The 22,683-nt window shown below is 67.7% G+C and carries 28 protein-coding genes and 1 pseudogene; 24 read left to right on the forward strand and 5 right to left on the reverse strand.

Annotated features, from left to right (window positions below; all coding sequences use genetic code 11):
* Window positions 1-2: 2 nt before the first annotated feature.
* Window positions 3-1,529, reverse strand: a complete 1,527-nt coding sequence (locus ACWEKR_RS16300; RefSeq protein WP_452355324.1) for an aldehyde dehydrogenase family protein — start codon at window positions 1,527-1,529, stop codon at window positions 3-5.
* A gap of 363 nt (window positions 1,530-1,892) precedes the next feature.
* Here ACWEKR_RS16300 and ACWEKR_RS16305 point away from each other — a divergent pair, with 363 nt between their 5' ends.
* The 3 genes from ACWEKR_RS16305 to ACWEKR_RS16315 are packed head-to-tail and all read left to right on the forward strand — an operon-like array spanning window position 1,893 to window position 4,572.
* On the forward strand, window positions 1,893-2,876 hold the full coding sequence (locus tag ACWEKR_RS16305; protein ID WP_452355148.1) for an ATP-binding cassette domain-containing protein: 984 nt from the start codon (window positions 1,893-1,895) through the stop codon (window positions 2,874-2,876).
* Window positions 2,873-3,697 carry an ABC transporter permease gene (locus ACWEKR_RS16310; RefSeq protein ID WP_452355149.1) on the forward strand — a complete coding sequence of 275 codons (825 nt, stop codon included), beginning with the start codon at window positions 2,873-2,875 and terminating at the stop codon, window positions 3,695-3,697. Before ACWEKR_RS16305 ends, ACWEKR_RS16310 begins: the two co-directional genes overlap by 4 nt.
* On the forward strand, window positions 3,694-4,572 hold the full coding sequence (locus ACWEKR_RS16315; RefSeq protein WP_452355150.1) for an ABC transporter permease: 879 nt from the start codon (window positions 3,694-3,696) through the stop codon (window positions 4,570-4,572). The genes ACWEKR_RS16310 and ACWEKR_RS16315 overlap by 4 nt, the downstream gene beginning before the upstream one ends.
* 27 nt (window positions 4,573-4,599) lie before the next feature.
* On the opposite strand, the gene ACWEKR_RS16320 is transcribed toward ACWEKR_RS16315, so the two are convergent.
* The gene (locus tag ACWEKR_RS16320) at window positions 4,600-5,796 is read right to left on the reverse strand and encodes a lycopene cyclase family protein (protein WP_452355151.1); all 1,197 of its coding nucleotides are present in this window, start codon (window positions 5,794-5,796) and stop codon (window positions 4,600-4,602) included.
* Between the two features lie 232 nt (window positions 5,797-6,028).
* Here ACWEKR_RS16320 and ACWEKR_RS16325 point away from each other — a divergent pair, with 232 nt between their 5' ends.
* The 3 genes from ACWEKR_RS16325 to ACWEKR_RS16335 are packed head-to-tail and all read left to right on the forward strand — an operon-like array spanning window position 6,029 to window position 8,782.
* Entirely contained in the window at window positions 6,029-7,033 is a 1,005-nt protein-coding gene (locus ACWEKR_RS16325) for an alpha/beta hydrolase (RefSeq protein WP_452355152.1), read from the forward strand.
* Window positions 7,034-7,050: 17 nt separating this feature from the next.
* A complete protein-coding gene (locus tag ACWEKR_RS16330) occupies window positions 7,051-7,986 on the forward strand; it encodes a lipase family alpha/beta hydrolase (RefSeq protein ID WP_452355153.1) in 936 nt (311 codons plus the stop codon).
* 43 nt (window positions 7,987-8,029) lie between these two features.
* A complete protein-coding gene (locus tag ACWEKR_RS16335; protein WP_452355154.1) occupies window positions 8,030-8,782 on the forward strand; it encodes an ATP-binding cassette domain-containing protein in 753 nt (250 codons plus the stop codon).
* Here the strand turns inward: ACWEKR_RS16335 and ACWEKR_RS16340 are convergent.
* Window positions 8,757-9,233, reverse strand: coding sequence for a hotdog fold domain-containing protein (locus ACWEKR_RS16340; RefSeq protein WP_452355155.1), 477 nt, complete (start codon window positions 9,231-9,233; stop codon window positions 8,757-8,759). The two genes, ACWEKR_RS16335 and ACWEKR_RS16340, sit on opposite strands and share 26 nt — an antisense overlap.
* A 437-nt stretch (window positions 9,234-9,670) precedes the next feature.
* Between ACWEKR_RS16340 and rpsJ the strand changes: the two genes are divergently transcribed.
* The 12 genes and pseudogenes from rpsJ to ACWEKR_RS16400 all read left to right on the forward strand — a co-directional run bounded on the left by rpsJ (window position 9,671) and on the right by ACWEKR_RS16400 (window position 15,955).
* Window positions 9,671-9,976: a 30S ribosomal protein S10 gene (gene rpsJ / locus ACWEKR_RS16345; protein ID WP_003938093.1), complete on the forward strand. Its 306-nt coding sequence runs from the start codon at window positions 9,671-9,673 to the stop codon at window positions 9,974-9,976.
* A 14-nt stretch (window positions 9,977-9,990) separates the two neighbouring features.
* The gene (gene rplC / locus ACWEKR_RS16350; protein ID WP_159839684.1) at window positions 9,991-10,656 is read left to right on the forward strand and encodes a 50S ribosomal protein L3; all 666 of its coding nucleotides are present in this window, start codon (window positions 9,991-9,993) and stop codon (window positions 10,654-10,656) included.
* Window positions 10,653-11,363 (forward strand): 50S ribosomal protein L4, encoded by a 711-nt coding sequence (gene rplD, locus ACWEKR_RS16355; protein WP_281875634.1) that lies wholly within the window; start codon window positions 10,653-10,655, stop codon window positions 11,361-11,363. Before rplC ends, rplD begins: the two co-directional genes overlap by 4 nt.
* Window positions 11,360-11,665 carry a 50S ribosomal protein L23 gene (gene rplW / locus ACWEKR_RS16360; protein ID WP_014981657.1) on the forward strand — a complete coding sequence of 102 codons (306 nt, stop codon included), beginning with the start codon at window positions 11,360-11,362 and terminating at the stop codon, window positions 11,663-11,665. The genes rplD and rplW overlap by 4 nt, the downstream gene beginning before the upstream one ends.
* 33 nt (window positions 11,666-11,698) lie before the next feature.
* Complete coding sequence (gene rplB, locus ACWEKR_RS16365) at window positions 11,699-12,535, forward strand: 50S ribosomal protein L2 (RefSeq protein ID WP_452355156.1); 837 nt, start codon at window positions 11,699-11,701, stop codon at window positions 12,533-12,535.
* A gap of 15 nt (window positions 12,536-12,550) precedes the next feature.
* Window positions 12,551-12,832 (forward strand): 30S ribosomal protein S19, encoded by a 282-nt coding sequence (gene rpsS / locus ACWEKR_RS16370; protein ID WP_039795442.1) that lies wholly within the window; start codon window positions 12,551-12,553, stop codon window positions 12,830-12,832.
* Window positions 12,829-13,233 (forward strand): 50S ribosomal protein L22, encoded by a 405-nt coding sequence (gene rplV / locus ACWEKR_RS16375; protein WP_063021257.1) that lies wholly within the window; start codon window positions 12,829-12,831, stop codon window positions 13,231-13,233. Before rpsS ends, rplV begins: the two co-directional genes overlap by 4 nt.
* Window positions 13,234-14,028, forward strand: a complete 795-nt coding sequence (rpsC, locus tag ACWEKR_RS16380; protein WP_043687258.1) for a 30S ribosomal protein S3 — start codon at window positions 13,234-13,236, stop codon at window positions 14,026-14,028.
* A gap of 3 nt (window positions 14,029-14,031) precedes the next feature.
* Complete coding sequence (rplP, locus tag ACWEKR_RS16385) at window positions 14,032-14,448, forward strand: 50S ribosomal protein L16 (protein WP_159839682.1); 417 nt, start codon at window positions 14,032-14,034, stop codon at window positions 14,446-14,448.
* A complete protein-coding gene (gene rpmC / locus ACWEKR_RS16390; protein WP_040864843.1) occupies window positions 14,448-14,687 on the forward strand; it encodes a 50S ribosomal protein L29 in 240 nt (79 codons plus the stop codon). Before rplP ends, rpmC begins: the two co-directional genes overlap by 1 nt.
* A 20-nt stretch (window positions 14,688-14,707) precedes the next feature.
* Window positions 14,708-14,956: pseudogene (gene rpsQ, locus ACWEKR_RS16395) on the forward strand (30S ribosomal protein S17); the annotation flags it as partial.
* A 186-nt stretch (window positions 14,957-15,142) separates the two neighbouring features.
* Window positions 15,143-15,955 (forward strand): phosphatase, encoded by an 813-nt coding sequence (locus tag ACWEKR_RS16400; protein ID WP_452355157.1) that lies wholly within the window; start codon window positions 15,143-15,145, stop codon window positions 15,953-15,955.
* Here ACWEKR_RS16400 and ACWEKR_RS16405 read toward each other — a convergent pair.
* A complete protein-coding gene (locus ACWEKR_RS16405) occupies window positions 15,945-16,838 on the reverse strand; it encodes an NAD-dependent epimerase/dehydratase family protein (RefSeq protein WP_452355158.1) in 894 nt (297 codons plus the stop codon). The two genes, ACWEKR_RS16400 and ACWEKR_RS16405, sit on opposite strands and share 11 nt — an antisense overlap.
* A gap of 286 nt (window positions 16,839-17,124) precedes the next feature.
* Between ACWEKR_RS16405 and ACWEKR_RS16410 the strand changes: the two genes are divergently transcribed.
* From ACWEKR_RS16410 to ACWEKR_RS16420, 3 genes are all read left to right on the forward strand, one after another.
* Window positions 17,125-17,583 carry an NUDIX domain-containing protein gene (locus ACWEKR_RS16410; RefSeq protein ID WP_452355325.1) on the forward strand — a complete coding sequence of 153 codons (459 nt, stop codon included), beginning with the start codon at window positions 17,125-17,127 and terminating at the stop codon, window positions 17,581-17,583.
* 186 nt (window positions 17,584-17,769) lie between these two features.
* Window positions 17,770-18,249, forward strand: coding sequence for an EXLDI protein (locus ACWEKR_RS16415; RefSeq protein WP_452355159.1), 480 nt, complete (start codon window positions 17,770-17,772; stop codon window positions 18,247-18,249).
* 41 nt (window positions 18,250-18,290) lie between these two features.
* The gene (locus tag ACWEKR_RS16420; RefSeq protein ID WP_452355160.1) at window positions 18,291-20,438 is read left to right on the forward strand and encodes an MMPL family transporter; all 2,148 of its coding nucleotides are present in this window, start codon (window positions 18,291-18,293) and stop codon (window positions 20,436-20,438) included.
* A gap of 96 nt (window positions 20,439-20,534) precedes the next feature.
* Here the strand turns inward: ACWEKR_RS16420 and ACWEKR_RS16425 are convergent, their stop codons facing one another.
* Window positions 20,535-21,722, reverse strand: coding sequence for a helix-turn-helix domain-containing protein (locus ACWEKR_RS16425; RefSeq protein ID WP_452355161.1), 1,188 nt, complete (start codon window positions 21,720-21,722; stop codon window positions 20,535-20,537).
* 143 nt (window positions 21,723-21,865) lie between these two features.
* On the opposite strand from ACWEKR_RS16425, the gene ACWEKR_RS16430 reads away from it, so the two are divergent.
* From ACWEKR_RS16430 to ACWEKR_RS16440, 3 genes are all read left to right on the forward strand, one after another.
* Window positions 21,866-22,030 carry a hypothetical protein gene (locus ACWEKR_RS16430; protein ID WP_195084553.1) on the forward strand — a complete coding sequence of 55 codons (165 nt, stop codon included), beginning with the start codon at window positions 21,866-21,868 and terminating at the stop codon, window positions 22,028-22,030.
* Window positions 22,027-22,215: a hypothetical protein gene (locus ACWEKR_RS16435; RefSeq protein WP_452355162.1), complete on the forward strand. Its 189-nt coding sequence runs from the start codon at window positions 22,027-22,029 to the stop codon at window positions 22,213-22,215. Before ACWEKR_RS16430 ends, ACWEKR_RS16435 begins: the two co-directional genes overlap by 4 nt.
* 86 nt (window positions 22,216-22,301) lie before the next feature.
* On the forward strand, window positions 22,302-22,679 hold the full coding sequence (locus tag ACWEKR_RS16440; protein ID WP_452355163.1) for a glyoxalase superfamily protein: 378 nt from the start codon (window positions 22,302-22,304) through the stop codon (window positions 22,677-22,679).
* The last annotated feature ends 4 nt before the right edge of the window (window positions 22,680-22,683 follow it).

Raw genomic sequence — 22,683 nt, forward strand, 5'->3', positions numbered from 1 at the left:
CGTCAGGGACGGCGGCCGTGCCGGATCCGGAAGATCGTCTTGGCCACGCGCAGGTGACGCGGGTGCCGATCGAACGTGGAGAGGTTCACCGGCGCCTGGTACCGCTTGCGGGTGATGGCCAGGGTCCGGCTGAACTCCCGCAGGCCCTGGTCGCCGTGGCTGTGGCCTTGGCCGTACTCGCCCACTCCGCCGAAGGGCAGTGCCGGAATGCCCGCGTAGGCGGTCGAGGAGTTGATGGTCACCACCCCGACGCGCAATTGCTCGGCGAACGCCTCGATCTCGTGCACATCCCTGGTGAACACCGACACGGCGACATCGGTGCCGACCGCGTTGATCCGCTCGGCGGCCTCGTCCATGCTCGCCACTTTGTTGACGATGAGCACCGGACCGATGCCCTCACCCGTGATCGCGATGCTCTCCTCCGGCACTTCGGCCAGCACGATCGGCTCGATGTAGGGGTCGCGGATCGAGTCCAGCCCGCCGACCACCGCGCGGCCGCCGCGGGCCACCGCGTCGCGCACCTGCCTGCGCACCACGTCGACCTGTGACTCCATGATCATCGGGCCGTAGGACGCCTTGCGGTCCGCGCCCGGTCGCAGCTTGCGGGCCTGGTCCACGACGAGGTCCAGGAAACGGTCGTAGACCGATTGGGCGACGTAGGCCCGTTGGATGCCGGTGGCATTCTGGCCGGCATTCGCCATCGCGCCGAACACGGCGGCCTCGGCGGCGTCGTCCAGCTTCGCGTCGACGTGCACGACCATGCTGCCCTTGCCGTTGCGCTCCACGACGACCGGCGTCATGCTCTGCGCGCACACCGAGATCACCTCGCGCGCGCCCGCCTCCGAACCGGCGTACGCGATCTTGTCGACCTTCGCGCGGCACAGCGCGGTGCCGGTGGCCTTGTCTCCCGTGACGACTTGCAGCACCGGCTGGTTCGGCGCGAGCCGGGACCAGCTGTCGGCCAGCCACACGCCCACGCCGGTGGTCAGCTCGTGCGGCTTGAACACCACGGCGTTGCCCGCCGCCATCGCGTAGGCGATCGAGCCCATCGGAGTGAACACCGGGTTGTTCCATGGGCCGAGCACTCCGACGACGCCGAGCGGCAGGTAACCGACCGAAGCCCGCTGATTGCGGGTGAGCCAACTGGAACCGATCCGCCGCCGGTCCAGCGTGCGGCTCGCGTTGCGCGCGGCCCAGTCCAGGTTCTCCACCGCGAGCATCACCTCGATGGCGGCGTCCGCTTCCGGCTTCCCGGTCTCCTCACACAGCAGGGCGACCAATTCCCCCGAGCGGCGGGCGATCTCGCGCTTCCAGTCCAGCAGCCACCGCTTCCGGCCGGCGAATCCCAGTTCGGCCCACCATTTTTCGGCGGAGCGGGCCGCGCGCACCGCGCGGTTCAGCTCGCCGGAACCCATCACGGCGTAGTTGCCCACGACCTCACCGGTGCGCGGATCGTAGGACGTCAGCACGTTCGTTCGGCCCGTTCCTCCCGGACGCGCCGCCAACCGTGGCTGCGCGGACTCGGCCATGATCACCTCTCGCAGTGTAGAAACCAACGTGCGGACCGTTCAGCGGGCCCACAGCCGTGGACGAGTGAGTGTTTTCCCCCGCAAAGCAGACTATGGTCTGGCGCAGCGGGCCGACAAGGTTCGGCCGACGGCGCCCGGCCGCACCGGATCGCGCTCACCAGCGTCGATCCCTTGCGCGGTGGACGGGTGGCGAGAAATGTGAGTAAGGACACACTGGGCGCACGCCGGTGCGGGTACCGCGCGCGACGCGAAGCCCGCGCGATCGGGCCGGTAACATCACGCCGAGCGCGACGGATCACCAATCCGGGCGTGCGATTGCGCTCGGGCGACCTGGTCGCCGCACCGGTCGATAGTGGAGAGTTGATGCCGAGTTCCAACCAAGCAGATTCGCATGCCAGTGAGCCTGCGGTCCGGGTAACGGACGTTCGCAAGTCGTTCGGTGATGTGCATGCACTGCAGGGCGTCGGCTTCGTCGCCGAACGCGCCACCGTCCTCGGCATCCTCGGGCCCAACGGCGCGGGCAAGACGACCATGGTGAAGGTGCTCTCCACCTTGCTGCGGCCCGACTCCGGCACCGCCGTGGTCGCCGGACACGACGTGCTGAAGGACCCGGCGGGTGTGCGCCGCTCGATCATGATGACCGGTCAGTACGCGGCGTTGGACGAGAACCTCTCCGGCCGGGAGAACCTCGAACTGTTCGGCAGGCTGATGGGTCTGGGCAAGTCCGCGGCCCGCAAGCGCGCCGACACCTTGCTGGAGGAATTCGATCTGGTGAGCGCGGGCCGGCGGGCCGTGCGCCACTACTCGGGCGGCATGCGCCGCCGCGTGGACATCGCCTGCGGGCTGGTGGTGCGGCCCGAGGTGGTGTTCCTCGACGAGCCGACCACCGGTCTCGACCCGCGCAGCAGGCAGGGCGTCTGGGACCTGGTGACGGCGCTGAAGACCCAAGGCATCACGGTGCTGCTGACCACGCAGTACCTGGAGGAAGCCGACGTGCTCAGCGACAACATCATCGTGATCGACAAGGGCACGGTGATCGCCGAGGGCACCGCCGACGAACTCAAGGAGAAGACCGGCGGCAGCTACTGCGAAGTCGTCCCGCTGGATCAGAAGAAGCTGCGCACCGCCGCGTACGCGCTGGGCGACCTGGTGCCGCCCGCGGTGCTGGCCGACATCGACGGCGGCGACCGGCTGTCCATCCCCGCGCCGGAGGGCGCGGCGACGCTGACCGAGGCGCTGCGCAGGCTCGACAGCGCCGGTGTCGAGCTGGCCGATATCGCGCTGCGCCGCCCCTCGCTCGACGATGTGTTCCTCTCCATCACCGGCCACTCGGGCGGGCGCGCGTGACCGCTGCGACAGCCCCGGAGCGGACTCCGGCCGAGGCGACGTTGTTCGCCGAACTTCCCGCGCCGCGGCTGTCGTCGTTCGCGCAGTGGCGCGCGCTGACCGGCCGCATCGTGCGCACCATGGCGACCAAGGGCGAGCTGATCGTCGCCGCGGTCACGCCGCTGATCTTCACCCTCGGCTTCTACCTGCCGCTGCGCTATGTGATGAAGATCCAGGGCGTCGACTACGCCCAGTACGTCATGCCGATCATCGTGCTGCAGACGATGGCCTTCACCATGATGTCCAACGCGCAGCTGGCTGCGTTCGAGGCGATGACCGGCCTGAGTACCCGCCTGCAGACCATGCCCATCGGCACGCTGGTGCCGTTCACCTCGCGCATCTGCGCCGGGCTGGTCCGCTCGGTCACCTCGCTCACCGCGGCGGTGCTGTTCGGCTACCTGATCGGCTTCCGCTTCGTCGCGGGCGTCGGCCAGGCCGTGCTGTTCTGCGCGTTCTCCCTCGCGGTCGGCACGGTGCTCGCGATCGGCGCCGACGGGCTCGGCAGCCTGACCAAGAGCCCGGAGTCGCTGAGCCAGGCGCTGACCCTGCCGACGTTGATCTTCGGCATGCTCTCCTGCGGATTCGTGCCGGAACGCAACTTCCCGGAGTGGATTCGCCCGTTCGTGCGCAATCAGCCGATCTCGCAGTTCTCCTTCGCCTTGCGCGACATGGCGGCCGACGGGGTGACCTGGCACGTGCTGTGGGTTCCGCTGGTGTGGTTGATCGGGCTGGCGGCGGCGTTCCTCCCGTTGGCGATCTGGGCGAGTGTGAGGCGGTCATGAGTTCGGTGGAATCGACCGTGGAACGCGTCGACCAGGGGGCCGAGCAGGCCGAGGTCCGCGCGACCGAGCCCCTGCCCGTCGTCCGGACGCGGCCGGAAGGCTCGCTGGTCACCTGGGCTGTGCAGAGCCTGATCCAATGCAAGCGGCTGCTGCTGATCTGGGCGCGCGATCCGGCGACGACCATCCAGACGCTGGTCTATCCGGCGCTGACCCTGCTGATGTTCTACATCGTGCTGAACAAGCCCGTGTCCGGAGCCACCGGCATGCCCGCGGTGTACGGCACGGTCCCGTTGCTGACGTTGGTCGCGGCGATGTCGGGCGCGGTCGTCAGTGCCCTCGGCTTCAAGACCGAGAAGATGACCGGGTTGCTCGGCCGCTTCTGGACGATGCCGGTGCACCGCGCGGCCGGATTCACCGGCCGGCTGCTGGCCGAGGCGATCCGCGTGCTGGTGACGACGGTGTTCGTCGTCGCGGTGGGCCTGCTGCTGGGATTCCGGTTCGGTCAGGGGCCCCTCGCGGCGGTGGCGCTGATCGGCATCCCGGTGCTGTTCGGCGTCGCGTTCGCCGTTCTGGTCACCGCGCTGGCCACCGTGTCCGAGGGCGTGATGCTGGTGAACATCATCGGCATGGTCAGCACGCTGCTGATGTTCTTCAACTCCGGTTTCGTCCCGGTCTTCGCCTATCCGGTGTGGTTGCAGGACGTGGTGGCGCATCAGCCGATGAGCTGCGCGATCGATGCGATGCGCGGGTTGTCCTATGGCGGCGCGGTCGCCGCCCCGCTGCTCGAGACGCTCGCCTGGACGCTCGGCATCATCGTCGTCTTCGCCTACCCCGCGGTGCGGGGATACCGAAGGGCCGCGGAGACAGGACCCTAACCACCTGCGTCGTGGGCGTTCGCCGGGTCACCGGACCCGGCGTTCGGCCTGTTCGCGCGGTTCGGCGAAGTCGTAGTCCAGCCAGCGATTCCGATTGGTCCATCCCACCAGGTCGTAACGCCAGTGGAACGGCCAGGTGTGCGCCACCGTGTTGAACAGCACCGCGCCCAGAGCGGTGTAGTCGTCGTGCGCGGACAGCAGGGCGCGCTGACCGCGCGGGGACGCGCTGAAGAACGCGTCGAACATGGCGATGGACTGCTCGGTGGTGAGTCTGCCGAGGCCGTAGAGCCCCCGCATCCGCATCCAATACACCAGTCGCGCCCGCGGCGGCCACAGCGCGGCGATCGGGTCGCGGCCCTGCCGCAGCGCGGTGATCGCGGTGTCCACCAGCGCCAACGAGTCGGCGACGCTGTACCCCGTGCACGGATGCATCATGCCGCCGCGCGAACCGAACGGGATCGCGCGCGCCTCGCCGCTGCGCGGCGGCGGCTGGTCGAGTGGATAGTGCGCCGCCTCGCTCGGTTCGGCGCCGGTGAGGCGGATGCCGTGCGCGGCGAGGCGCGCGAGCGTGCGTCTGCGCAGTTCGTGCTGCGGCATGCCGCCTCGCAGGCCTTGGCTCACCTCCTCGAAGAGCACGGTTCCATCGCCCAGCGGCACCGCATACAGGAACGAGGGCGGCGCGTCTCGGTCCGCGCTGTTCTCCGGCCGCAAGTCCAGCAGTAATGCTTCACCCTCGGAGACCATCGGCGCGGCGGTCTCGACGGCGACGAAGATGCCATGCGCACTTGCCGCATAGCGGCGGCCGACGGTGGACAGCCCACGGGTGTCGAACACCGCTGCTGCGGTGTGCACCGTGCCGTCCACGAGCTCGACCTCGTGCGCGTCCACTCTCGTGGCGCGACCAGCCACGACGGTGGCGTCATCGAGTGGCAGCGCCGCCCGCAGACCGTGTTTGGACAGCACGCAATAGGGCCGGTGGATGCGATGTTCGGTCTTTGTCCACACCGTGGGCTCCGGGACGGTAACGCCGATGGCCGTGGACGGCAGCCACTGCGGCAGCTCGTCCACCCAGCAGCCGTAGGTGGGCGGCCACAGCCGCTCGGGACGCGGATCGATCGCGGTCACCGACAGTCCGGCGCGCATGGCGCGGTGCGCCAGCGCCCGCCCGGTGGGACCGAGCCCGACCACGCACACATCGACTTCCCGGTCCGCGCTGACACCCATAGGGGCATTCAATCCGGTCGGCCGACGCGGGCGCAACTATTCGAAGCGAGCGAGCCCCAGGAATTAGGGTCTCGCTTTTTCCGAATCGCAGCCGGCGAATCGGCGGAAATACCGATATCGCGCATGCCCCCAGAATCGGTGGCCCAGCAACTTCAGTCGTGAATCGGCTCGAGACGCACCATAGCCTGGGCTCGGATCGCGAGGCGATCCGGGATTCGGGATAAGGGGAGTCATGAGAGGAAGCCACCTCCGCCGACTGGTGTTGTCGGCGGTCGTCGCCGGTGCCGTCGCATCGGCCATGGTTTCGGTGCAGGCGGAAGCGGCACCCGCGGAGTCTTCGATCGTCTCCGTGCAGGAGCACAATGCGCGGAGCCTGACTTTGACGGTCCATTCCGCCGCCATGGATCTCGACATTCCGGTGGAAGTGCAGCGCGCCGCGGACGCCAGCGCGCCGCGTCCGGTGCTGTATCTGCTGCTCGGTGCGGCCGGTGGCGTCGACGGCTCCACCTGGGCCACGAAGACCGATGCGATGCAGTTCCTGGCGGACAAGAATGTGCACGCGGTCACGCCGATCGGCGGCATGTTCAGTTATTACGCGGACTGGCAGAAGGACGACGCCAGGCTGGGCCGCCAGAAGTGGCGAACCTTCTTGAGCAGCGAACTGCCCCCGCTGATCGACGCGTATCTCGGGACCAGCGGGCGCAACGGGCTCGCGGGCTTCTCGATGTCGGGGACCACCACCCTCGCGCTCGCCGCGACCACGGGTGACCTGTTCTCCAGCGTGGCCGCCTACAGCGGTTGCGCGCAGACCAGTGATCCGGTCGGCCGCGAGTTCGTCCGGCTGACCGTGGAGGAATGGGGTCTGGCGGAGTTGGACAACATGTGGGGGCCCGCGGGCGATCCGCAATGGGTGGCCAATGATCCGTACGTGCAGGCGGAGGGGCTGCGCGGGAAATCCATTTACATCGCCAGTGGAAATGGCATGCCCGGCGTCTACGACCAGTACGGCGGAAAATACTCGCTGAACGGTCCGTGGGGTTTCGCGAATCAGCTCGTGGTCGGCGGCGTGATCGAAGCGGCCACCAATTATTGCTCGCACAACATGAAAATCCGGCTGGACGACCTCGGCATCCCCGCGCGATACAACTTCCGCCCAGAAGGCACGCATTCCTGGGGCTATTGGGAGGACGCGCTGAAGGATTCGTGGCCGACGCTCGCCGCTGGATTGGGAATCTGAACCGTCGGGAATTCGAGATGTCTATTCGCCTCCGGGCCGCGCGTGTCGCCGGCCTCATGCTGGTCGCGGCCGCCGCGGCGTTGCCGCAGGCGCCGAGCGCGGCCGCCGTCGCCGAGACGCCCGTACTGGACGGCGCCAACGACTGGTCCTGCCGTCCCACACCGGAACGGCCGGAGCCGGTGGTGCTCGTGCACGGCTCGGGAACCGACGTCGGCCGCAGCTTCCCCGTGCTCGCGCGCGCCATCCACGCCGAGGGGCATTGCGTGTTCGCCGCGAATCTGGGCGCGGCGCCGGGCGTCGTCGACGCGGTGAGTGGCCAGAGCGGCTCCAGCTCCACCGGCATCGGGCCGATCGGCGCCGCGTTGCTGGGACGCGCGGTCTACGGCGTGGCCGACATCGACCGGATGGCGGGCGAGCTCGCCGAAGTCGTGCGCTCGGTGCGCGAAACGACCGGAGCGAGCCGGGTGGCGCTGGTCGGTCACTCGACCGGCGGCACCGTGATCCGGCAGTACCTGCGCGCCCGCGGCGGCGAGGCGGTCGCCCGAGTGGTGACCCTCGGAACGCCGTATCGCGGCTCGACCTGGGCCGGATTGCGTGGCGCCTATCCGGACCTGGCCGCCCTCGGACTCGGGGACGCGCAGATCGCGGCTCAGGTCTTCGGAGCACCGGGACAGCAGCAGGTGGTCGGGTCGCCGCTGCTCAACCGGTTGAACGCGGGAGGCGAGACCGTCAACGGTCCCCGGTACACGGCCATCGCCTCCCGCGCCGACCAGGTGATCACGCCGCAGGACACCGCCCTGCTCGCCGCCCCCGCCCCCGCCGACCGCAACGTCTGGCTACAGGAGGACTGCCCCGGCAACACGGCCGACCACAGCGGCATGCTCGAAGACCCGCGCGCGGCGGCCGCCGTTCTCTCCGCGCTCGCCGGGGATCGACGAGCGTTGCCCTGCTGAGCGCGCCCCGGCCGGACAGAACGCACGAAGATGGAGAACCTCGGTGAGTTTCGGCATTACTTGTAGCGGGCTCTGCCGCGAATTCGCCGGAGTCGCGGTGATCGACGGCGTGACCTTCCGCGCGCCTGCGGGCCGGGTCACCGCGGTGGTCGGACCGAACGGCTCGGGGAAGACGACGCTGTTGTCGATGCTCGCCGGTCAGTTGCGGCCGCACCGAGGGTGGCTCCGCGTGGAGGACGCGGATCCGAGCGTCGAACCATGGGTGGTCCGCTCCCGGGTCGGCTGGGTGCCCGACGTGTACGAGGGCAGCGAGACCTGGTCGATCGCGGAGGTCGTGCAGTTCTCCGCGAAGATCGCGGGCCACGACGGAGACACGGCCGACGAACTCGTCGATCGGGCATTGCATCTCGTGCGTTTGGCCGACTCCGCCGCCACGCCGGTTCTCCGTCTCTCCCGGAGTGCGAAGAAGTGGCTGAGCGTGGCCAGAGCGCTCGCCGCGGGTACGACGGCGCTCGTCCTGGACAACCCGATGGCCGACTTGGACCACGACGGTCGTCGCTATCTGGCCGGAATGCTGCGGGCGCTCGCGCGCCAAGACATGACGATCGTCGTTTCGGCTTGTCTCGCAGACGATCTCGCCGGATGCGCGGAGAGCATCCTGCACATCGATCACGGGCGGCTCGTCGCCGGCGACGCATCGGTCCCGGCCCCGGTCGATCCAGGTCGGACGGCCTGCGCGGGACCGGACGCGCACGGCTCGCGGAGGCCGACTACTGCGGCGTCACCCAGGTCGTGATGTCGGCGTGCACCACCTCGAGGCCGTGCTTGTCGTAGATCGAGACCGGCACCACGACTTCGCGTCCTTCGGTGATGCTCGGGAAGTCGGGGAGTTCGGCCAGCTTCGCCACGGCCCGCAGGCCGGTTTCGGCCTTGGCCAGATACCGCACGTTCATCGCCTTGGGAATCCACCGGTGCGTCGCGGGGACCGTCGCCTCGCTCAGCATGCCCATCGCGACCTCGGCCAGGTTGCACGCCGCGATGGCGTGGAAGGTGCCCAGATGGTTGTGGATGCCGAACCACTTGGGCGAGGTCACCTCGCACAACCCGGGTTCGAGCCGGACCACGTTCGGCAGCACGGTACCGAAGTAGGGCACCCGGGCCACCATCCCGAGCGAGAACAGCGCATGCCCCAGCCGGTTGTCCGGCAGCTTCTTCCAGCCGCGGTAGGTCGCGGTCTCTTTCGCCATACGCGTATCTTACTCAGAAGTAAGTTTTCGAACACCCCACCGATTTGAAGTGACTCGCGGGGGTCGTGCATACTGTTCGGGTTGCCCTGCACCGGGTCATGTCCGTTTCCGTGAGAAACGGGTGGCCGGGCGGGGCGAGCAGTACCCCATCGTGTACCTCGCCGGATTTCTGGCGTGGGTACGTCCGGGACAGTGTTCCAGGCCTGAGATGCGTTCGCGATCCGAGGCCGAGGAATGAGCGGACGGGCGACACGCCCGACCGCGTGGACCGGAGAACCATGACAGATGAACAGCGGCGAGGATCGGGCACGCCCGGTCAGGGTCTCCACCGTGTGGGACGTCTTCGTGTGTTCGGGCTGTGCAAATGAGGGTGGTCCAGAGGACTGGTGTAGCCGGGCTTCGGACCACGAAGGAAAGCGGAGAAAAGGACACTTAGCGTGGCGGGACAAAAGATCCGCATCAGGCTCAAGGCCTATGACCACGAGGCGATCGACGCATCGGCGCGCAAGATCGTGGAGACGGTGACCCGCACCGGGGCACGCGTCGTCGGCCCGGTGCCGTTGCCGACCGAGAAGAACGTGTACTGCGTCATCCGTTCGCCGCACAAGTACAAGGACTCGCGCGAGCACTTCGAGATGCGTACGCACAAGCGCCTTATCGACATCCTCGACCCGACGCCGAAGACGGTGGACGCGCTCATGCGCATCGACCTGCCGGCCAGCGTCGACGTCAACATTCAGTGACGGGGACTCGAGACATGACTGACAACAAGAACAGGCCGGCCGCCGGCATCCTGGGCACCAAGCTCGGCATGACCCAGGTCTTCGACGACAAGAACCGCGTCGTTCCCGTGACCGTCATCAAGGCCGGGCCGAACGTCGTCACCCAGATCCGCACCGAGGAGCGCGACGGCTACAGCGCCGTCCAGGTCGCCTTCGGTGCCATCGACCCGCGCAAGGTGAACAAGCCGGTCGCCGGCCAGTTCGCCAAGGCGGGCGTCACCCCGCGCCGCCACGTCGCCGAGATCCGCGTCGCGGACGCCACCACCTTCGAGGTCGGCCAGGAGATCAACGCCGACGTGTTCGAAGAGGGCAGCTACGTCGACGTCACCGGCACCAGCAAGGGCAAGGGCTTCGCGGGCACCATGAAGCGCCACGGCTTCCGTGGCCAGGGCGCCTCGCACGGTGCGCAGGCCGTGCACCGCCGTCCGGGTTCGATCGGTGGCTGCGCCACCCCCGGCCGCGTGTTCAAGGGCATGCGCATGTCGGGCCGGATGGGTAACGACCGGGTCACCACGCAGAACCTGTCGGTGCACAAGGTCGACACCGAGAACGGCCTGCTGCTGATCAAGGGAGCGATCCCGGGTCGCAAGGGCGGCGTCGTGATCGTCAAGAGCGCCGTGAAGGGTGGTGCGCACGCATGACGAGCTCAGCTGTGAACACTGAGAAGAAGTCTGCAAATCTCACGCTGCCGGTCAAGGAGATCGGCGGCAAGACCAACGGCACCGTCGACCTCCCCGCGGAGATCTTCGACGTGACCGCCAACATCGCGCTGATGCACCAGGTCGTCGTGGCCCAGCAGGCCGCCGCGCGCCAGGGCACGCACGCGACCAAGACCCGTGGCCAGGTCTCCGGCGGCGGCAAGAAGCCGTACCGGCAGAAGGGCACCGGTCGCGCCCGCCAGGGTTCGACCCGCGCGCCGCAGTTCACCGGCGGTGGCACCGTGCACGGCCCGCAGCCGCGCGACTACAGCCAGCGCCTGCCCAAGAAGATGAAGGCCGCCGCCCTGCGCGGCGCGCTGTCGGACCGGGCGCGCAACGAGCGCATCCACGTGATCACCGAACTGGTGGCAGGCCAGGCGCCGTCCACCAAGACCGCCAAGACCTTCCTGGCCGAGCTGTCGGACCGCAAGAAGTTCCTGGTCGTGGTGGGCCGCGAGGACGTCGCCGCGTGGAAGAGCGTGGCGAACCTGCAGAACGTGCACCCGATCGCTCCCGACCAGCTCAACACCTACGACGTCCTCAACAGCGACGACGTGGTGTTCAGCGTCGAGGCGCTCAACGCGTTCGTGCACGGCCCCGCGGAGTCTCCGCAAGACACTGCGGCGATTGCACAGGAGGAGAGCAAGTGACCACCATCGCCGACCCCCGCGACATTCTGCTGGCGCCGGTCATCTCCGAGAAGTCCTACGGACTGATCGAGGAAGGCACCTACACCTTCCTGGTGCACCCGGACTCGAACAAGACGCAGATCAAGATCGCCGTGGAGAAGGTCTTCGGTGTGAAGGTGACCAGCGTCAACACCGCCAACCGTCAGGGCAAGCGCAAGCGGACCCGCTTCGGTTACGGCAAGCGCAAAGACACCAAGCGCGCGCTCGTGACCATCTCGGCCGACAGCAAGCCCATCGAGATCTTCGGAGGCCCGGTCGCGTAAGCGCCTGGGAATCCAGAAAGCAGAGAAGAACTCATGGCAATCCGTAAGTACAAGCCGACTACGCCGGGCCGCCGTGGCTCCAGCGTCTCGGACTTCGCCGAGATCACCCGGTCGACCCCGGAGAAGTCGCTGCTGCGCCCGCTGACCAAGTCCGGCGGCCGCAACGCCCACGGCCGGATCACCACCCGGCACCGCGGTGGCGGGCACAAGCGCGCCTACCGTCTGATCGACTTCCGTCGACTGGACAAGGACGGCATCCCGGCCAAGGTCGCGCACATCGAATACGACCCGAATCGCACCGCGAACATCGCGCTGCTGCACTTCATGGACGGCGAGAAGCGCTACATCATCGCCCCCAAGGGCGTGACGCAGGGCACCCGCATCGAGTCCGGCCCGACCGCCGACATCAAGCCGGGCAACAACCTGCCGCTGCGCAACATCCCGACCGGTACCACCATCCACGCGGTGGAGCTGCGTCCGGGCGGCGGCGCCAAGCTGGCCCGTTCGGCCGGCATGAGCATCCAGCTGCTCGGCAAGGAAGGCCCCTACGCCACGCTGCGTATGCCCTCCGGTGAGATCCGTCGCGTCGACGTGCGCTGCCGCGCCACCGTCGGCGAGGTCGGCAACGCCGAGCAGTCGAACATCAACTGGGGCAAGGCCGGCCGCATGCGCTGGAAGGGTCGCCGCCCCACGGTCCGTGGTGTCGTCATGAACCCGGTCGACCACCCGCATGGTGGTGGTGAGGGCAAGACCTCCGGTGGTCGCCACCCGGTCTCGCCGTGGGGTCAGCCGGAAGGCCGCACCCGCAAGCCCAACCGTCCGAGCGACAAGCTCATCGTCCGCCGTCGCAAGACCGGCAAGAAGCGCTGAAGGAGGAGGTAAGAAATGCCACGCAGCCTCAAGAAAGGCCCGTTCGTCGACGACCACCTCCTCGCGAAGGTGGACGTGCAGAACGAGAAGGGCACCAAGCAGGTCATCAAGACCTGGTCGCGTCGTTCGACCATCATCCCCGATTTCATCGGGCACACGTTCGCGGTGCACGACGGCCGCAAGCACGTGCCGGTGTTCGTCTCGGACAACATGGTCGGGCACAAGCTCGGTGAGTTCGCGCCGACCAGGACGTTCAAGAGCCACGTCAAGGAAGACCGGAAGAGCAAGCGGCGATGACGACGACCGAGACTCAGAACCCGACTGCGCGCGCGACCGCCAAGCACGTTCGCGTCACCCCGATGAAGGCACGCCGTGTCGTGGACCTGGTCCGCGGCAAGCGCGTCGAGGACGCCCTCGCCCTGCTGAAGTTCGCGCCCCAGGCCGCGAGCGAGCCGGTCGCCAAGGTCGTCGCCAGCGCCGCGGCCAACGCCGAGAACAACCTCGGCCTGAACCCGGCCACGCTGGTCATCTCGACGGCTTACGTCGACGAGGGCACCACCCTGAAGCGGTTCCAGCCGCGTGCCCAGGGCCGTGCGTTCCGCATCCGCAAGCGCACCAGCCACATCACCATCGAGGTCGAGAGCATCCCCACCGCCGGTGGAGCCACTCGTAACCGCCGGAAGGGAGGGGCAAAGTAAATGGGACAGAAGATCAATCCCCACGGCTTCCGCCTCGGTATCACCACCGACTGGAAGTCGCGCTGGTACGCGGACAAGCAGTACGCGGACTACGTGAAGGAAGACGTCGCGATCCGCAAACTCCTGGCCACCGGCATGGAGCGGGCGGGCATCTCCAAGGTCGAGATCGAGCGCACCCGTGATCGCGTGCGGGTGGACATCCACACCGCGCGTCCCGGCATCGTGATCGGCCGCCGCGGCGCCGAGGCCGACCGCATCCGCGCCGAGCTGGAGAAGCTCACCGGCAAGCAGGTGCAGCTGAACATCCTCGAGGTGAAGAACCCCGAGTCGGATGCGCAGCTGGTGGCGCAGGCCGTCGCGGAGCAGCTGTCCAACCGTGTGGCGTTCCGTCGCGCGATGCGCAAGGCCATCCAGTCGGCCATGCGTTCGCCGAACGTCAAGGGCATCCGTGTGCAGTGCTCGGGCCGCCTCGGCGGCGCCGAAATGTCGCGCTCGGAGTTCTACCGCGAGGGTCGGGTGCCGCTGCACACGCTGCGCGCCGACATCGACTACGGCCTCTACGAGGCCAAGACCACCTTCGGTCGCATCGGCGTGAAGGTCTGGATCTACAAGGGCGACATCGTCGGTGGCAAGCGTGAGCTCGCCGCCGCTGCCGCCGCGCCCGAGCGTCCGCGCCGGGAGCGGCCGAGCCGCCCGCGTCGGTCCGGTTCCACCGGCACCACGGCGACCAGCACGGAGGCCGGACGCGCCGCCACCGCGGTGGCCGACGCTCCGGCAGAGACACAGGAGGGCTGACGCATGCTGATGCCTCGCAAGGTGAAGCACCGCAAGCAGCATCACCCGGGCCGTTCCGGAACGGCCAAGGGCGGCACCTCGGTGGCGTTCGGCGATTTCGGCATCCAGGCGCTGGAGCCGGCGTACGTCACCAACCGGCAGATCGAGTCGGCGCGTATCGCGATGACTCGCCACATCCGCCGTGGCGGCAAGATCTGGATCAACATCTACCCGGATCGCCCGCTGACCAAGAAGCCCGCCGAAACCCGCATGGGTTCGGGTAAGGGTTCGCCGGAGTGGTGGGTCGCGAACGTCAAGCCCGGTCGGGTGATGTTCGAGATGAGCTACCCCAACGAGGAGATCGCTCGTGAGGCCCTGCGCCGCGCGATGCACAAGCTCCCGATGAAGTGCAGGATCGTGACCAGGGAGGAGCAGTTCTGATGGCTACCGGAACACCGGCCGCAGAGCTCCGCGAGCTCACCGAAGAGGAGTTGGTGGCGAAGCTGCGCGACTCCAAGGAAGAGCTGTTCAACCTGCGCTTCCAGATGGCGACGGGTCAGCTGGACAACAACCGTCGTCTGCGCGTCGTCCGTCACGAGATCGCGCGCATCTACACGGTCATGCGTGAGCGTGAGCTCGGTCTGGCCACCGGACCCGCTGGCAAGGGAGATGCCGCATGAGCGACAAAGTAGAAGGGCAGCGCGGCACCCGTAAGGTGCGTGTCGGTTACGTTGTCTCGGACAAGATGAACAAGACGATCGTCGTGGAGCTGGAAGACCGTAACCGGCACCCGCTCTACGGCAAGATCATTCGCACCACCTCGAAGGTGAAGGCGCACGACGAGAACGAGATCGCCGGCATCGGCGACCGCGTTCAGCTGATGGAGACCCGTCCGCTGTCGGCCACCAAGCGCTGGCGTCTGGTCGAGGTCCTGGAGAAGGCCAAGTAAGCCTGCTCCACGGCGTGCAACCCGAAGGCCCGCTTCCCGTCCGGGAAGCGGGCCTTCGCCGTGTCCGGGGTGGGTACTGTCGTGTTCGTGGTGCGGGTAGCGATCGAGCAAACCGGCGGAACGGCCTGATCGGAACTGCGACCGATGGCACCGACGGCCGATGCGGAGGTATGAGCGGTGGGGAATGTGACTCGACCTGACCAGTCCGATGACCGCGCGCTGCTACGCGAACATCTGCTGAAGACGCGGATCGCCGGGGACGTCGCGACGCCTCGGGAGGGGAATCTCGCGAACTATCGCAAGATGGTGCGGAAGGACCCGGGGTACCAGTTCGGCCTGACGCTGAAGGATTGGACGTTCGCCGAGACGCTGGAGATGATGGCTCGGCTCTGTGGGGTCAGCCCCGATCCTCGTCACGTGCGGGGTGCGGACACCATCGACGTCGACCTGACGCTCGACGCGCTCGACGCGATGGGGGCGCGGATCGGGGTCGCGGCCCGTCGCCGGGAGACCGTGATCCTGGCGACCGGACATCCGGACACGCTGATGGGCGTCTATCGCGCCGTCGAGGACGCGTTGCGGGCGGCAGGGTGCGTGGTGCTCGCGCCGGCCGCCGGGTGGTCTTATCTGGTCACCACACCGTTCGGCCCGCAGATTCGCGAAATCGTCTACACCTCGGGCGTCGCCGCGCTCGGCACCGACGGGACGCTGCGGCACACCCATGATCCACACCCGATGCGGGCGGTGCTGCGCGAACTGCGCGACACCGCGACCGGCCATCGGCCCGACTTGGTCGTCGCCGATCACGGCTGGGCCGGAGCGGCGGGGGAGGCGGGAATCGAGACCGTCGGATTCGCCGACAGCAACGATCCGGCGCTGTTCGCCGGGCAGGCCGAGGGGAAGATCGCGGTTACGGTGCCCCTCGACGATGGAATCCACCCCGACCACTACCGGCCGTTGATCGCCTATCTGCTGAACCGGGCGGGGCTCACCGGGTGAGCCGTGTGTCGCGCACGATCGTTTCCAGATCGGAACGATCAGGGCGCCAGGCCAATTCGGTCGACGCCTTGGTGGGATCGCTGATCAGTACGGCCGGTTCGGGCGCGGCAGGCCGATGGGTCATCCGGATCCGGCGGCCGGTCTGCCGCTCGACCGCGGTGACGGCGTCGAGGATGCTGCTGCCCCTACCGCTGCCGACGAGGTAGCGCGTGAACTCGCCTTCCGGCGGCATGTGCTCGATGCACGCCACGAACGCCGCTGCGGCGTCATCGATGTGCAGATAGTCGCGCACCGCGCTGCCGTCGCCGTTGACTTCCAATGCCGAGCCGTTCCGCGCGGCGGCGAACGCACGGGGGATCAAACGCGTCGGATCGGGGTCCGCGCCACCGGCCACGTTCATCAAGCGCAGTACGGTGGCGGACAAGCGGCCGGTGCCCGCCTGCGAGCGGATGGCCCACTCCGCCGCCAGCTTGCTCGCGGCGTACGGGTGCGGGGGCGCGTCGGGTAGGGATTCCGTCATCGGCTGGCGCTCCGGAGTTCCGTATATCGATCCGGTCGAGGCGAAGACCATCCGTGAGACTCCGGCGGCGGCCATGGCGTCCAGCAAGGCGACGGTCCCGCCGGTGTTGACGCGGAAATACCGCAGCGGATCGGCTGTCGACTCGCGCGCCCGCGTCAGCCCGCCGAGATGGCACACCGCGTCCACGCCGTTCAGCGCCTCCCGCAACCCGGCTTCGTCCAGCAGGTCGGCGACACGAGTCGTCAGCCGCTGGGCCGGAACGACCGCGCGAACCATCGCGATCGGTTCATGCCCCGCGCTGCTCAGCAGACCGACAACCGCCCGGCCTACATAGCCGTTCGCTCCGGTGACGAGAACGCGCACCACACGATCTTGTCATCGAGCAGAAGTCGCTGAGGCTGGAGGCGGATTTCTTCTGTTGATGCCGGAGGGCGGTCGGGGCTCGCGGGCACTGGGCGGCCGAGCCGCATTGCAGCAGACGCAGCAGCGAACTCAGGTCGATGAGCGAGCTTCCGGTCCACGAGGATGTGCGGCCCAGCGCTCACCCGGTCCCGCAGGCCAGGGCCGAGGCGGGCCGTGTATCGCCTGGCGCAGCAGTGTAGAACTCGTGCGCTGAATCCATGAATGGACTCTTCCGTGGTTGGCTGGGGTGGTGGAGGTCGGGCGAGCGCGGATGGCTGCGGGGGCGTTGTTCGTGCGCGGTGACCATGTGTTGCTTGTGCACAAGACGTACGGCAATGGGTGGGATCTGCCGGGCGGATACGTGGAGCCAGGGGAAGCGCCCGCTGCCGCTTGCCGGCGCGAGGTTAGGGAGGAACTGGGGATCGATCGTTGCGTCCGTCGGCTGCTCGTGCACGACTGGGCGCCGAGGCCCGGAGAAGGCGACAAGGTCCTGTACGTATTCGATTGCGGTGTGCTCGGCGCCGACGAGCGCGCCATCCGCTTGCAGGAATCGGAGCTCGATGCGTGGCAGTGGGTTTCGATCGGCGACCTCGATAACTACGTGATACCGAGGTTGGCTCGGCGGGTGCGGCGAGCGCACCTGGCATACATCGACGGCTGCCCCAGGTATCTCGAACACGGGCGTCCGGTCGGGCACGGCGACTAGGTTCAACGGCCGCGGGGGTCGCTGGCGTGTCACGTCTTGCGCTATACGTATACATCTACTTATAGTGAGACGGCGGCCCGAACGATCTGAGAACATCGAATGCGCGCCAAGGGAAGCGGATTCGGAGGGGCCGAACTGGCATAGACGCATGCCCGCATGCGCACTGATCTATGAAACGGGGAAATCATGACCACCGATCCGACCGAGCTGGATGGTGCCCGCACCGTCGAGGAGCGGCCTTGCGGCGTCACCATCGTGAAGGAATCAGCCGAGCCGGTCGACGCGGACGACCTGCGCCAGATCGTGTTGCGCGTGGGTCCGGGCGGCGGACGTCAGCAGCGGTTCGTCGGCAGACTGCTCGGTGAATCCCGCGAATACACCAAGGTCGGATTGACCGTGGTTCGGGTCTACGTGAGCCGTAAAGGCAAGTTCGTGGTGCACCGCCGGGAATCGGACTGGCGAGAGATGTCCGTCGCCATCGACTGGACCGAATGGAAGAATTGGCGCGAGCTGCTGCGGCCCGGCAGCGGCGAGCGCGAATGGGGCGATTACACGGTGGAGATCGTGGACTCGCCCGCTGCACTGCGAGGCCGAATCCCCGAGCACATTTACCGAACCGTTGTCGATGTGGCCGAGAACCCGACCTGGCAAGACCTGCAGATCTGATACCGCCGCTTTCGCCGAATCCGGAAAGGATTTCTTCGCAGATGTTCGCACGACTGGGGGCCGTAGTCGTCCACAATCCGTGGAAGGTGATCGGCCTGTGGGTGCTGCTCGCCATCGCGGTGGTGGCCTCGGCGCCGGAACTGAAATCGACGACAGATCAATCAGCCTTCCTGCCCTCCCATTACGAGTCCATTCAGGCATTGGAGTTGCAGCAGAAAGCGTTCCCGGACAGCGCCGCTCCCGCGGCGATCATCGTGTTCGCCCGGAAGGACGGCACGCCGCTGACCGACGCGGACGCGGCTTCGGTCGTGTCGATCGGCAGCAGCCTGCGCGACGCGCAGATCAAGGACGTCATCGGGATGCAACCGACGCCACCGTCGGAGAACCGCTTGGTGCAGATCATCGCGGTGCAGATGACGAAGGTGACCAATCCCAACGACACCACGCAGGGCGACGCGGTCAAGGCGCTGCGCAAGGAGTTGAAGGAACGCATCGCAGGCACCGAGCTGAAGGCGGGCATCACCGGCCAGGCGGCGCAGGTGCTGGATCAGCAGGAATCGGGCGACAAGGGGCTGGCCATCGTCGGCGTCGCCACCGTCGTACTGATCCTGGTGTTGTTGCTGGTCATCTTCCGCAGCCCGGTGATCGCGTTGCTGCCGATCGTCGTGATCGGCGCGGTCTCCAGCATGGTCGGCGGATTGATCGCCATGGTGGCCAAGGCGTTCGACCTGCAGATCGATGCTTCGATCAATGCCATCCTCGTGGTCGTGCTGTTCGGTGTCGGCACCGACTACATCCTGTTCCTGATGTTCCGCTACCGGGAGCGGCTGCGCGCCGGCGAGGATTCGAAGACCGCCATGGTCAGCGCCGTCACCCGGGTGGGTGAGGCGATCACGTCCGCGGCGGGCGCGGTGATCATCGCGTTCATGGCGCTGGTGCTGTCCACGCTGGGCATGTTCCGCGCGATGGGTCCGGCGCTGGCGATCGCGGTGGCGGTCGCGCTGCTGGCGGGGCTGACGCTCGTTCCCGCCGTCGTGTCGCTGCTGGGCACCAAAGTGTTCTGGCCGTCCAAGGCATGGCGCACGGAACCGAAGGGTGCGCGGTTCACCGCGGTCGGCAATGCGCTCGGCCGGCGGCCCGGTGTGTTCGCCGTAGTCTCCGGCGGTGCGCTGATCGTGCTCGGCATCTTCGCGTTCGGCTTCCATCCGACATTCGATCTGAGCTCCGGATCGACTTCGCAGGCCTCGGAATCCGTCGTCTACAGCAAAGAATTGGTCAAGGGCCTGCCCGCCGGGACCACCCAGCCCTCGGACGTTCTGCTGAAGTCCGACGGAGCGTTGACCGCCGAGCAGCTCAGCGCCTACCGCAACGCGCTGGCCGGGGTACCCGGTGTGGGACAGGTGGCCGAGCCGAAATTGTCCGCGGACAAGACGATCGCCGACTTCGCGGTGACGCTGGATGCCGCGCCGGAGTCGGATGCCGCGCTGAACACCGTCGAGGGCCCGCTGCGCGATACCGCGCACGCAGCGGCGCCCGCCGGTACGACCGCCGCCGTAGGTGGTCTGACCTCGGTGTTCGTCGACTTCCAGGAGGCGATGGCGCGGGACTACTCGATCGTGTTCCCGGTGGCGGCGATCCTCATCATGATCGTGCTGGGGCTGTTGCTGCGCAGCCTGGTCGCGCCGTGGTACCTCATGGCGTCGGTGTTCCTCGGCTTCGCCGCCACGCTCGGCGCCGCGGTGCTGGTATTCCAGCACTTCCGGGGTGAGACCGGCCTGATCTTCACGCTGCCGGTGATCATGTACCTGTTCGTGGTCGCGCTGGGCACCGACTACAACATCCTCATGGTCGCCCGGCTGCGGGAAGAGGCGCGCGAGGGCAACGAGCCGAAACAGGCCGCGGCGCTGGCCGTGCGGCACACCGGCCCCACCATCGCGGCGGCCGGAGTGATCCTGGCGGGCACGTTCGCGTCGATGATGCTCGCCGGCAACAACGTCCTCGCACAGATGGGCTTCGCCATCTCGGTGGGCATCGCGATCGCGGCCTTCGTCATGGCGATGTTCTTCACCCCCGCGCTCACGGCGCTCATCGGACACAAGGCGTGGTGGCCGGGGCATGGGGACGAGAAGCCTGGTGGGGCGCGAGCGGAGGCGCACGAGGTCGTCGGGACTTCGGTCGGCGAGAACTGAGCCGGACCGTGGTATTCGACACCGGCGCTCGCGGTTGAGTAACTCCGGATAGAGCTGTGCACCCGAATTCATCGGGTGTACAGCTCTTTTCTTACTTCAAATCTTGACGTTTGCCCATTTCGCGAACCGGGCCAAGGAGTCTGTTCCGCGTCGTGCGTGCGCCAGCACACGGACGGTCTCGTGCACCTGCGGGTGGTTACGTGTGAGCCCTGGTGCGATCCGGCGTGCTCGGTCGAGACTGGTGAGAGCGCGCTGCTTGTCCCCGTGGAGCAACCACGCGCGGGACACATCGATCCAGTGATGCCCGGCGCGGGAGGGCGTGACCGATGCCGGTAGCCGAATCCGCTCGGCACGCGCAACCGCTGTCGTGCCATCGGACAACTCGACGGGTACAGAAACGGAATGGATATCGACGTTCGCCAAGTGGAACCCGGTTCCGTACTCCTGGCACTGCGCGGAACCGATGGTCTCGGCGATTCGGCGGGCCTCCCGCAGATGCGTGTCGGCGGCGTCGGCGTCGAGCGCACGGGCCGACAGTATCGACCCCCGCAGGTGTAATGCGCCCCGCACCGCGAGGACTTCCGGTGTCGTGGGCAGCTGCTCGCCGGCGGTCTGTGCGCGAGCGATGATCCGCAGACCGCCGGCGTACGAGCCGGAGTACAGCAGGATCAGCGCGCGATGGTATTCCGCCGCGATCGGCCAAACCGGGTCGCCGCTGCGTTCCGCCGCCCATACACAGCGCTCAGCGGCCAACGCGGCGAGGTCCAGGTAGCCGTATCGGTAGGCCACCGACGACGCGCTGTTGTAGGCGTAGGCGAGCGTCGCATAGGTCCTCTCCAGACGACGCTCGGAAGGCTCGTCGGCCGCGAGGGCGTGCAAACCGTGGATCACGTCCGGCAGTTCGGCGATGTGGTCGCCGTACCGGCCGCGCCGTCTGCTCTCCTGCACCCGATGCAGTGCTGCGGCCAGCTCTTTCAAGGTGATCGGCGCGCTCAATGGTTCGTCGTTGAACGCCAGTATCTTCTGGCGCAACTCGCGAATGGTGGCGTGAGCTCCGGCATCGTCGCGCGCCGGGGTGTAGGGCTGCCCGGTCAGATTCTCGATGTCGACCCCGAGTGCTCCGGCCACGGCTGCGATGAACGCGGGCGAGGCCGGGCGGGCGCCCCGTTCGACTTTGCGGAGCAGCGACACCGAGACGTTCGCCTTCTGCGCGAGCTGTTGCTGTGTGAGCCGGGTGAGTTTGCGAGCTCTGGCGGTACGTTCTCCGATCCCGGCATCGTCCATGTCTCCACGGTGACACAGGATGTGCCGCTTCGCAGGGGTTCACCCAGGCCAAAGTATCCGCAGGCCCCGGCGTCGGGTTGAGTCCCGAGTCCCCGGCGTCGGGTGCCCGCCAACCACGACACGACACGCCGAAAGGTCATCGAATGACCGTAGAGCTCGCCACCGTCCTCATCGTCATGGCCGCCGTCGGCGGACTGCTGATACTCGTGTTCTGGGTGCTGCCTTGGCTACTCGACCTCGGCGGTGAGCCGGACGAATCCGTACCGGCACGCGAGATCTTCGCGCGGCTGGAGGACGAGCACCGATGACGATTCGGCGTTCATGGGTGCAGGACTACTGCGACGACGGCAACATGCCCGAGGACGAGGAGCACGCGCGCGGTCTGTCGAAGCTCCACCAGAGCTGCGAACCACCTTGCCCGCGCGGGGTGTCGGCTGAGCGCTACCTGCGCGCACGCGGCGAGGGCGGCGCGGTGACTTCCGCCTGCCGGTAGGCCGCCCGCTCGGCAGCATGGGGGTGGGCTGCCACCTCGCGATCATTCGTGGGCCGGGGAGCATCGTGATGCAGCACAATCAGGAAGTGAGGAACGAGAGGATTCGCCTATCCGCGCCGGTACCCGTGCTGCGCATCTTCGATGTGGCCGAGGCCTACGAGTTCTATCGGGACTACCTCGGTCTCGAGCTCGACTGGGAACACCGGTTCGGCGCAGACTTCCCGCTCTACGCGCAGGTTTCGCGGGCGGGACTGCGCCTGCACCTGAGCGAACACCACGGCGACGGCACACCGGGCACGGTCGTGTGGATTCCGGTCGACGACGTGTACGCGCTGCACACCGAACTCGCTGCGAAGCAGTACCGCTACGCCGAACCCGGCCTACCCGAACCGGGACCGGGAGGGCCCGGATTCGACCTGACCGACCCCTTCGGCAATGTCCTGCGCTTCGGCCAACCGGATTAGGTTC

This window comes from Nocardia sp. NPDC004573, assembly GCF_053602135.1.

Bases quoted from the DNA above. Each gene is read 5' to 3' on its own strand.
- ACWEKR_RS16300 (WP_452355324.1), bottom strand. From the start codon at position 1,529: ATGGCCGAGTCCGCGCAGCCACGGTTGGCGGCGCGTCCGGGAGGAACG.
- ACWEKR_RS16305 (WP_452355148.1), top strand. From the start codon at position 1,893: ATGCCGAGTTCCAACCAAGCAGATTCGCATGCCAGTGAGCCTGCGGTC.
- ACWEKR_RS16315 (WP_452355150.1), top strand. From the start codon at position 3,694: ATGAGTTCGGTGGAATCGACCGTGGAACGCGTCGACCAGGGGGCCGAG.
- ACWEKR_RS16320 (WP_452355151.1), bottom strand. From the start codon at position 5,796: ATGGGTGTCAGCGCGGACCGGGAAGTCGATGTGTGCGTGGTCGGGCTC.
- ACWEKR_RS16325 (WP_452355152.1), top strand. From the start codon at position 6,029: ATGAGAGGAAGCCACCTCCGCCGACTGGTGTTGTCGGCGGTCGTCGCC.
- ACWEKR_RS16330 (WP_452355153.1), top strand. From the start codon at position 7,051: ATGTCTATTCGCCTCCGGGCCGCGCGTGTCGCCGGCCTCATGCTGGTC.
- ACWEKR_RS16340 (WP_452355155.1), bottom strand. From the start codon at position 9,233: ATGGCGAAAGAGACCGCGACCTACCGCGGCTGGAAGAAGCTGCCGGAC.
- rplC (WP_159839684.1), top strand. From the start codon at position 9,991: ATGACTGACAACAAGAACAGGCCGGCCGCCGGCATCCTGGGCACCAAG.
- rplD (WP_281875634.1), top strand. From the start codon at position 10,653: ATGACGAGCTCAGCTGTGAACACTGAGAAGAAGTCTGCAAATCTCACG.
- rplB (WP_452355156.1), top strand. From the start codon at position 11,699: ATGGCAATCCGTAAGTACAAGCCGACTACGCCGGGCCGCCGTGGCTCC.
- rpsS (WP_039795442.1), top strand. From the start codon at position 12,551: ATGCCACGCAGCCTCAAGAAAGGCCCGTTCGTCGACGACCACCTCCTC.
- rplV (WP_063021257.1), top strand. From the start codon at position 12,829: ATGACGACGACCGAGACTCAGAACCCGACTGCGCGCGCGACCGCCAAG.
- rpsC (WP_043687258.1), top strand. From the start codon at position 13,234: ATGGGACAGAAGATCAATCCCCACGGCTTCCGCCTCGGTATCACCACC.
- rplP (WP_159839682.1), top strand. From the start codon at position 14,032: ATGCTGATGCCTCGCAAGGTGAAGCACCGCAAGCAGCATCACCCGGGC.
- rpmC (WP_040864843.1), top strand. From the start codon at position 14,448: ATGGCTACCGGAACACCGGCCGCAGAGCTCCGCGAGCTCACCGAAGAG.
- ACWEKR_RS16415 (WP_452355159.1), top strand. From the start codon at position 17,770: ATGACCACCGATCCGACCGAGCTGGATGGTGCCCGCACCGTCGAGGAG.
- ACWEKR_RS16420 (WP_452355160.1), top strand. From the start codon at position 18,291: ATGTTCGCACGACTGGGGGCCGTAGTCGTCCACAATCCGTGGAAGGTG.
- ACWEKR_RS16425 (WP_452355161.1), bottom strand. From the start codon at position 21,722: ATGGACGATGCCGGGATCGGAGAACGTACCGCCAGAGCTCGCAAACTC.
- ACWEKR_RS16430 (WP_195084553.1), top strand. From the start codon at position 21,866: ATGACCGTAGAGCTCGCCACCGTCCTCATCGTCATGGCCGCCGTCGGC.
- ACWEKR_RS16435 (WP_452355162.1), top strand. From the start codon at position 22,027: ATGACGATTCGGCGTTCATGGGTGCAGGACTACTGCGACGACGGCAAC.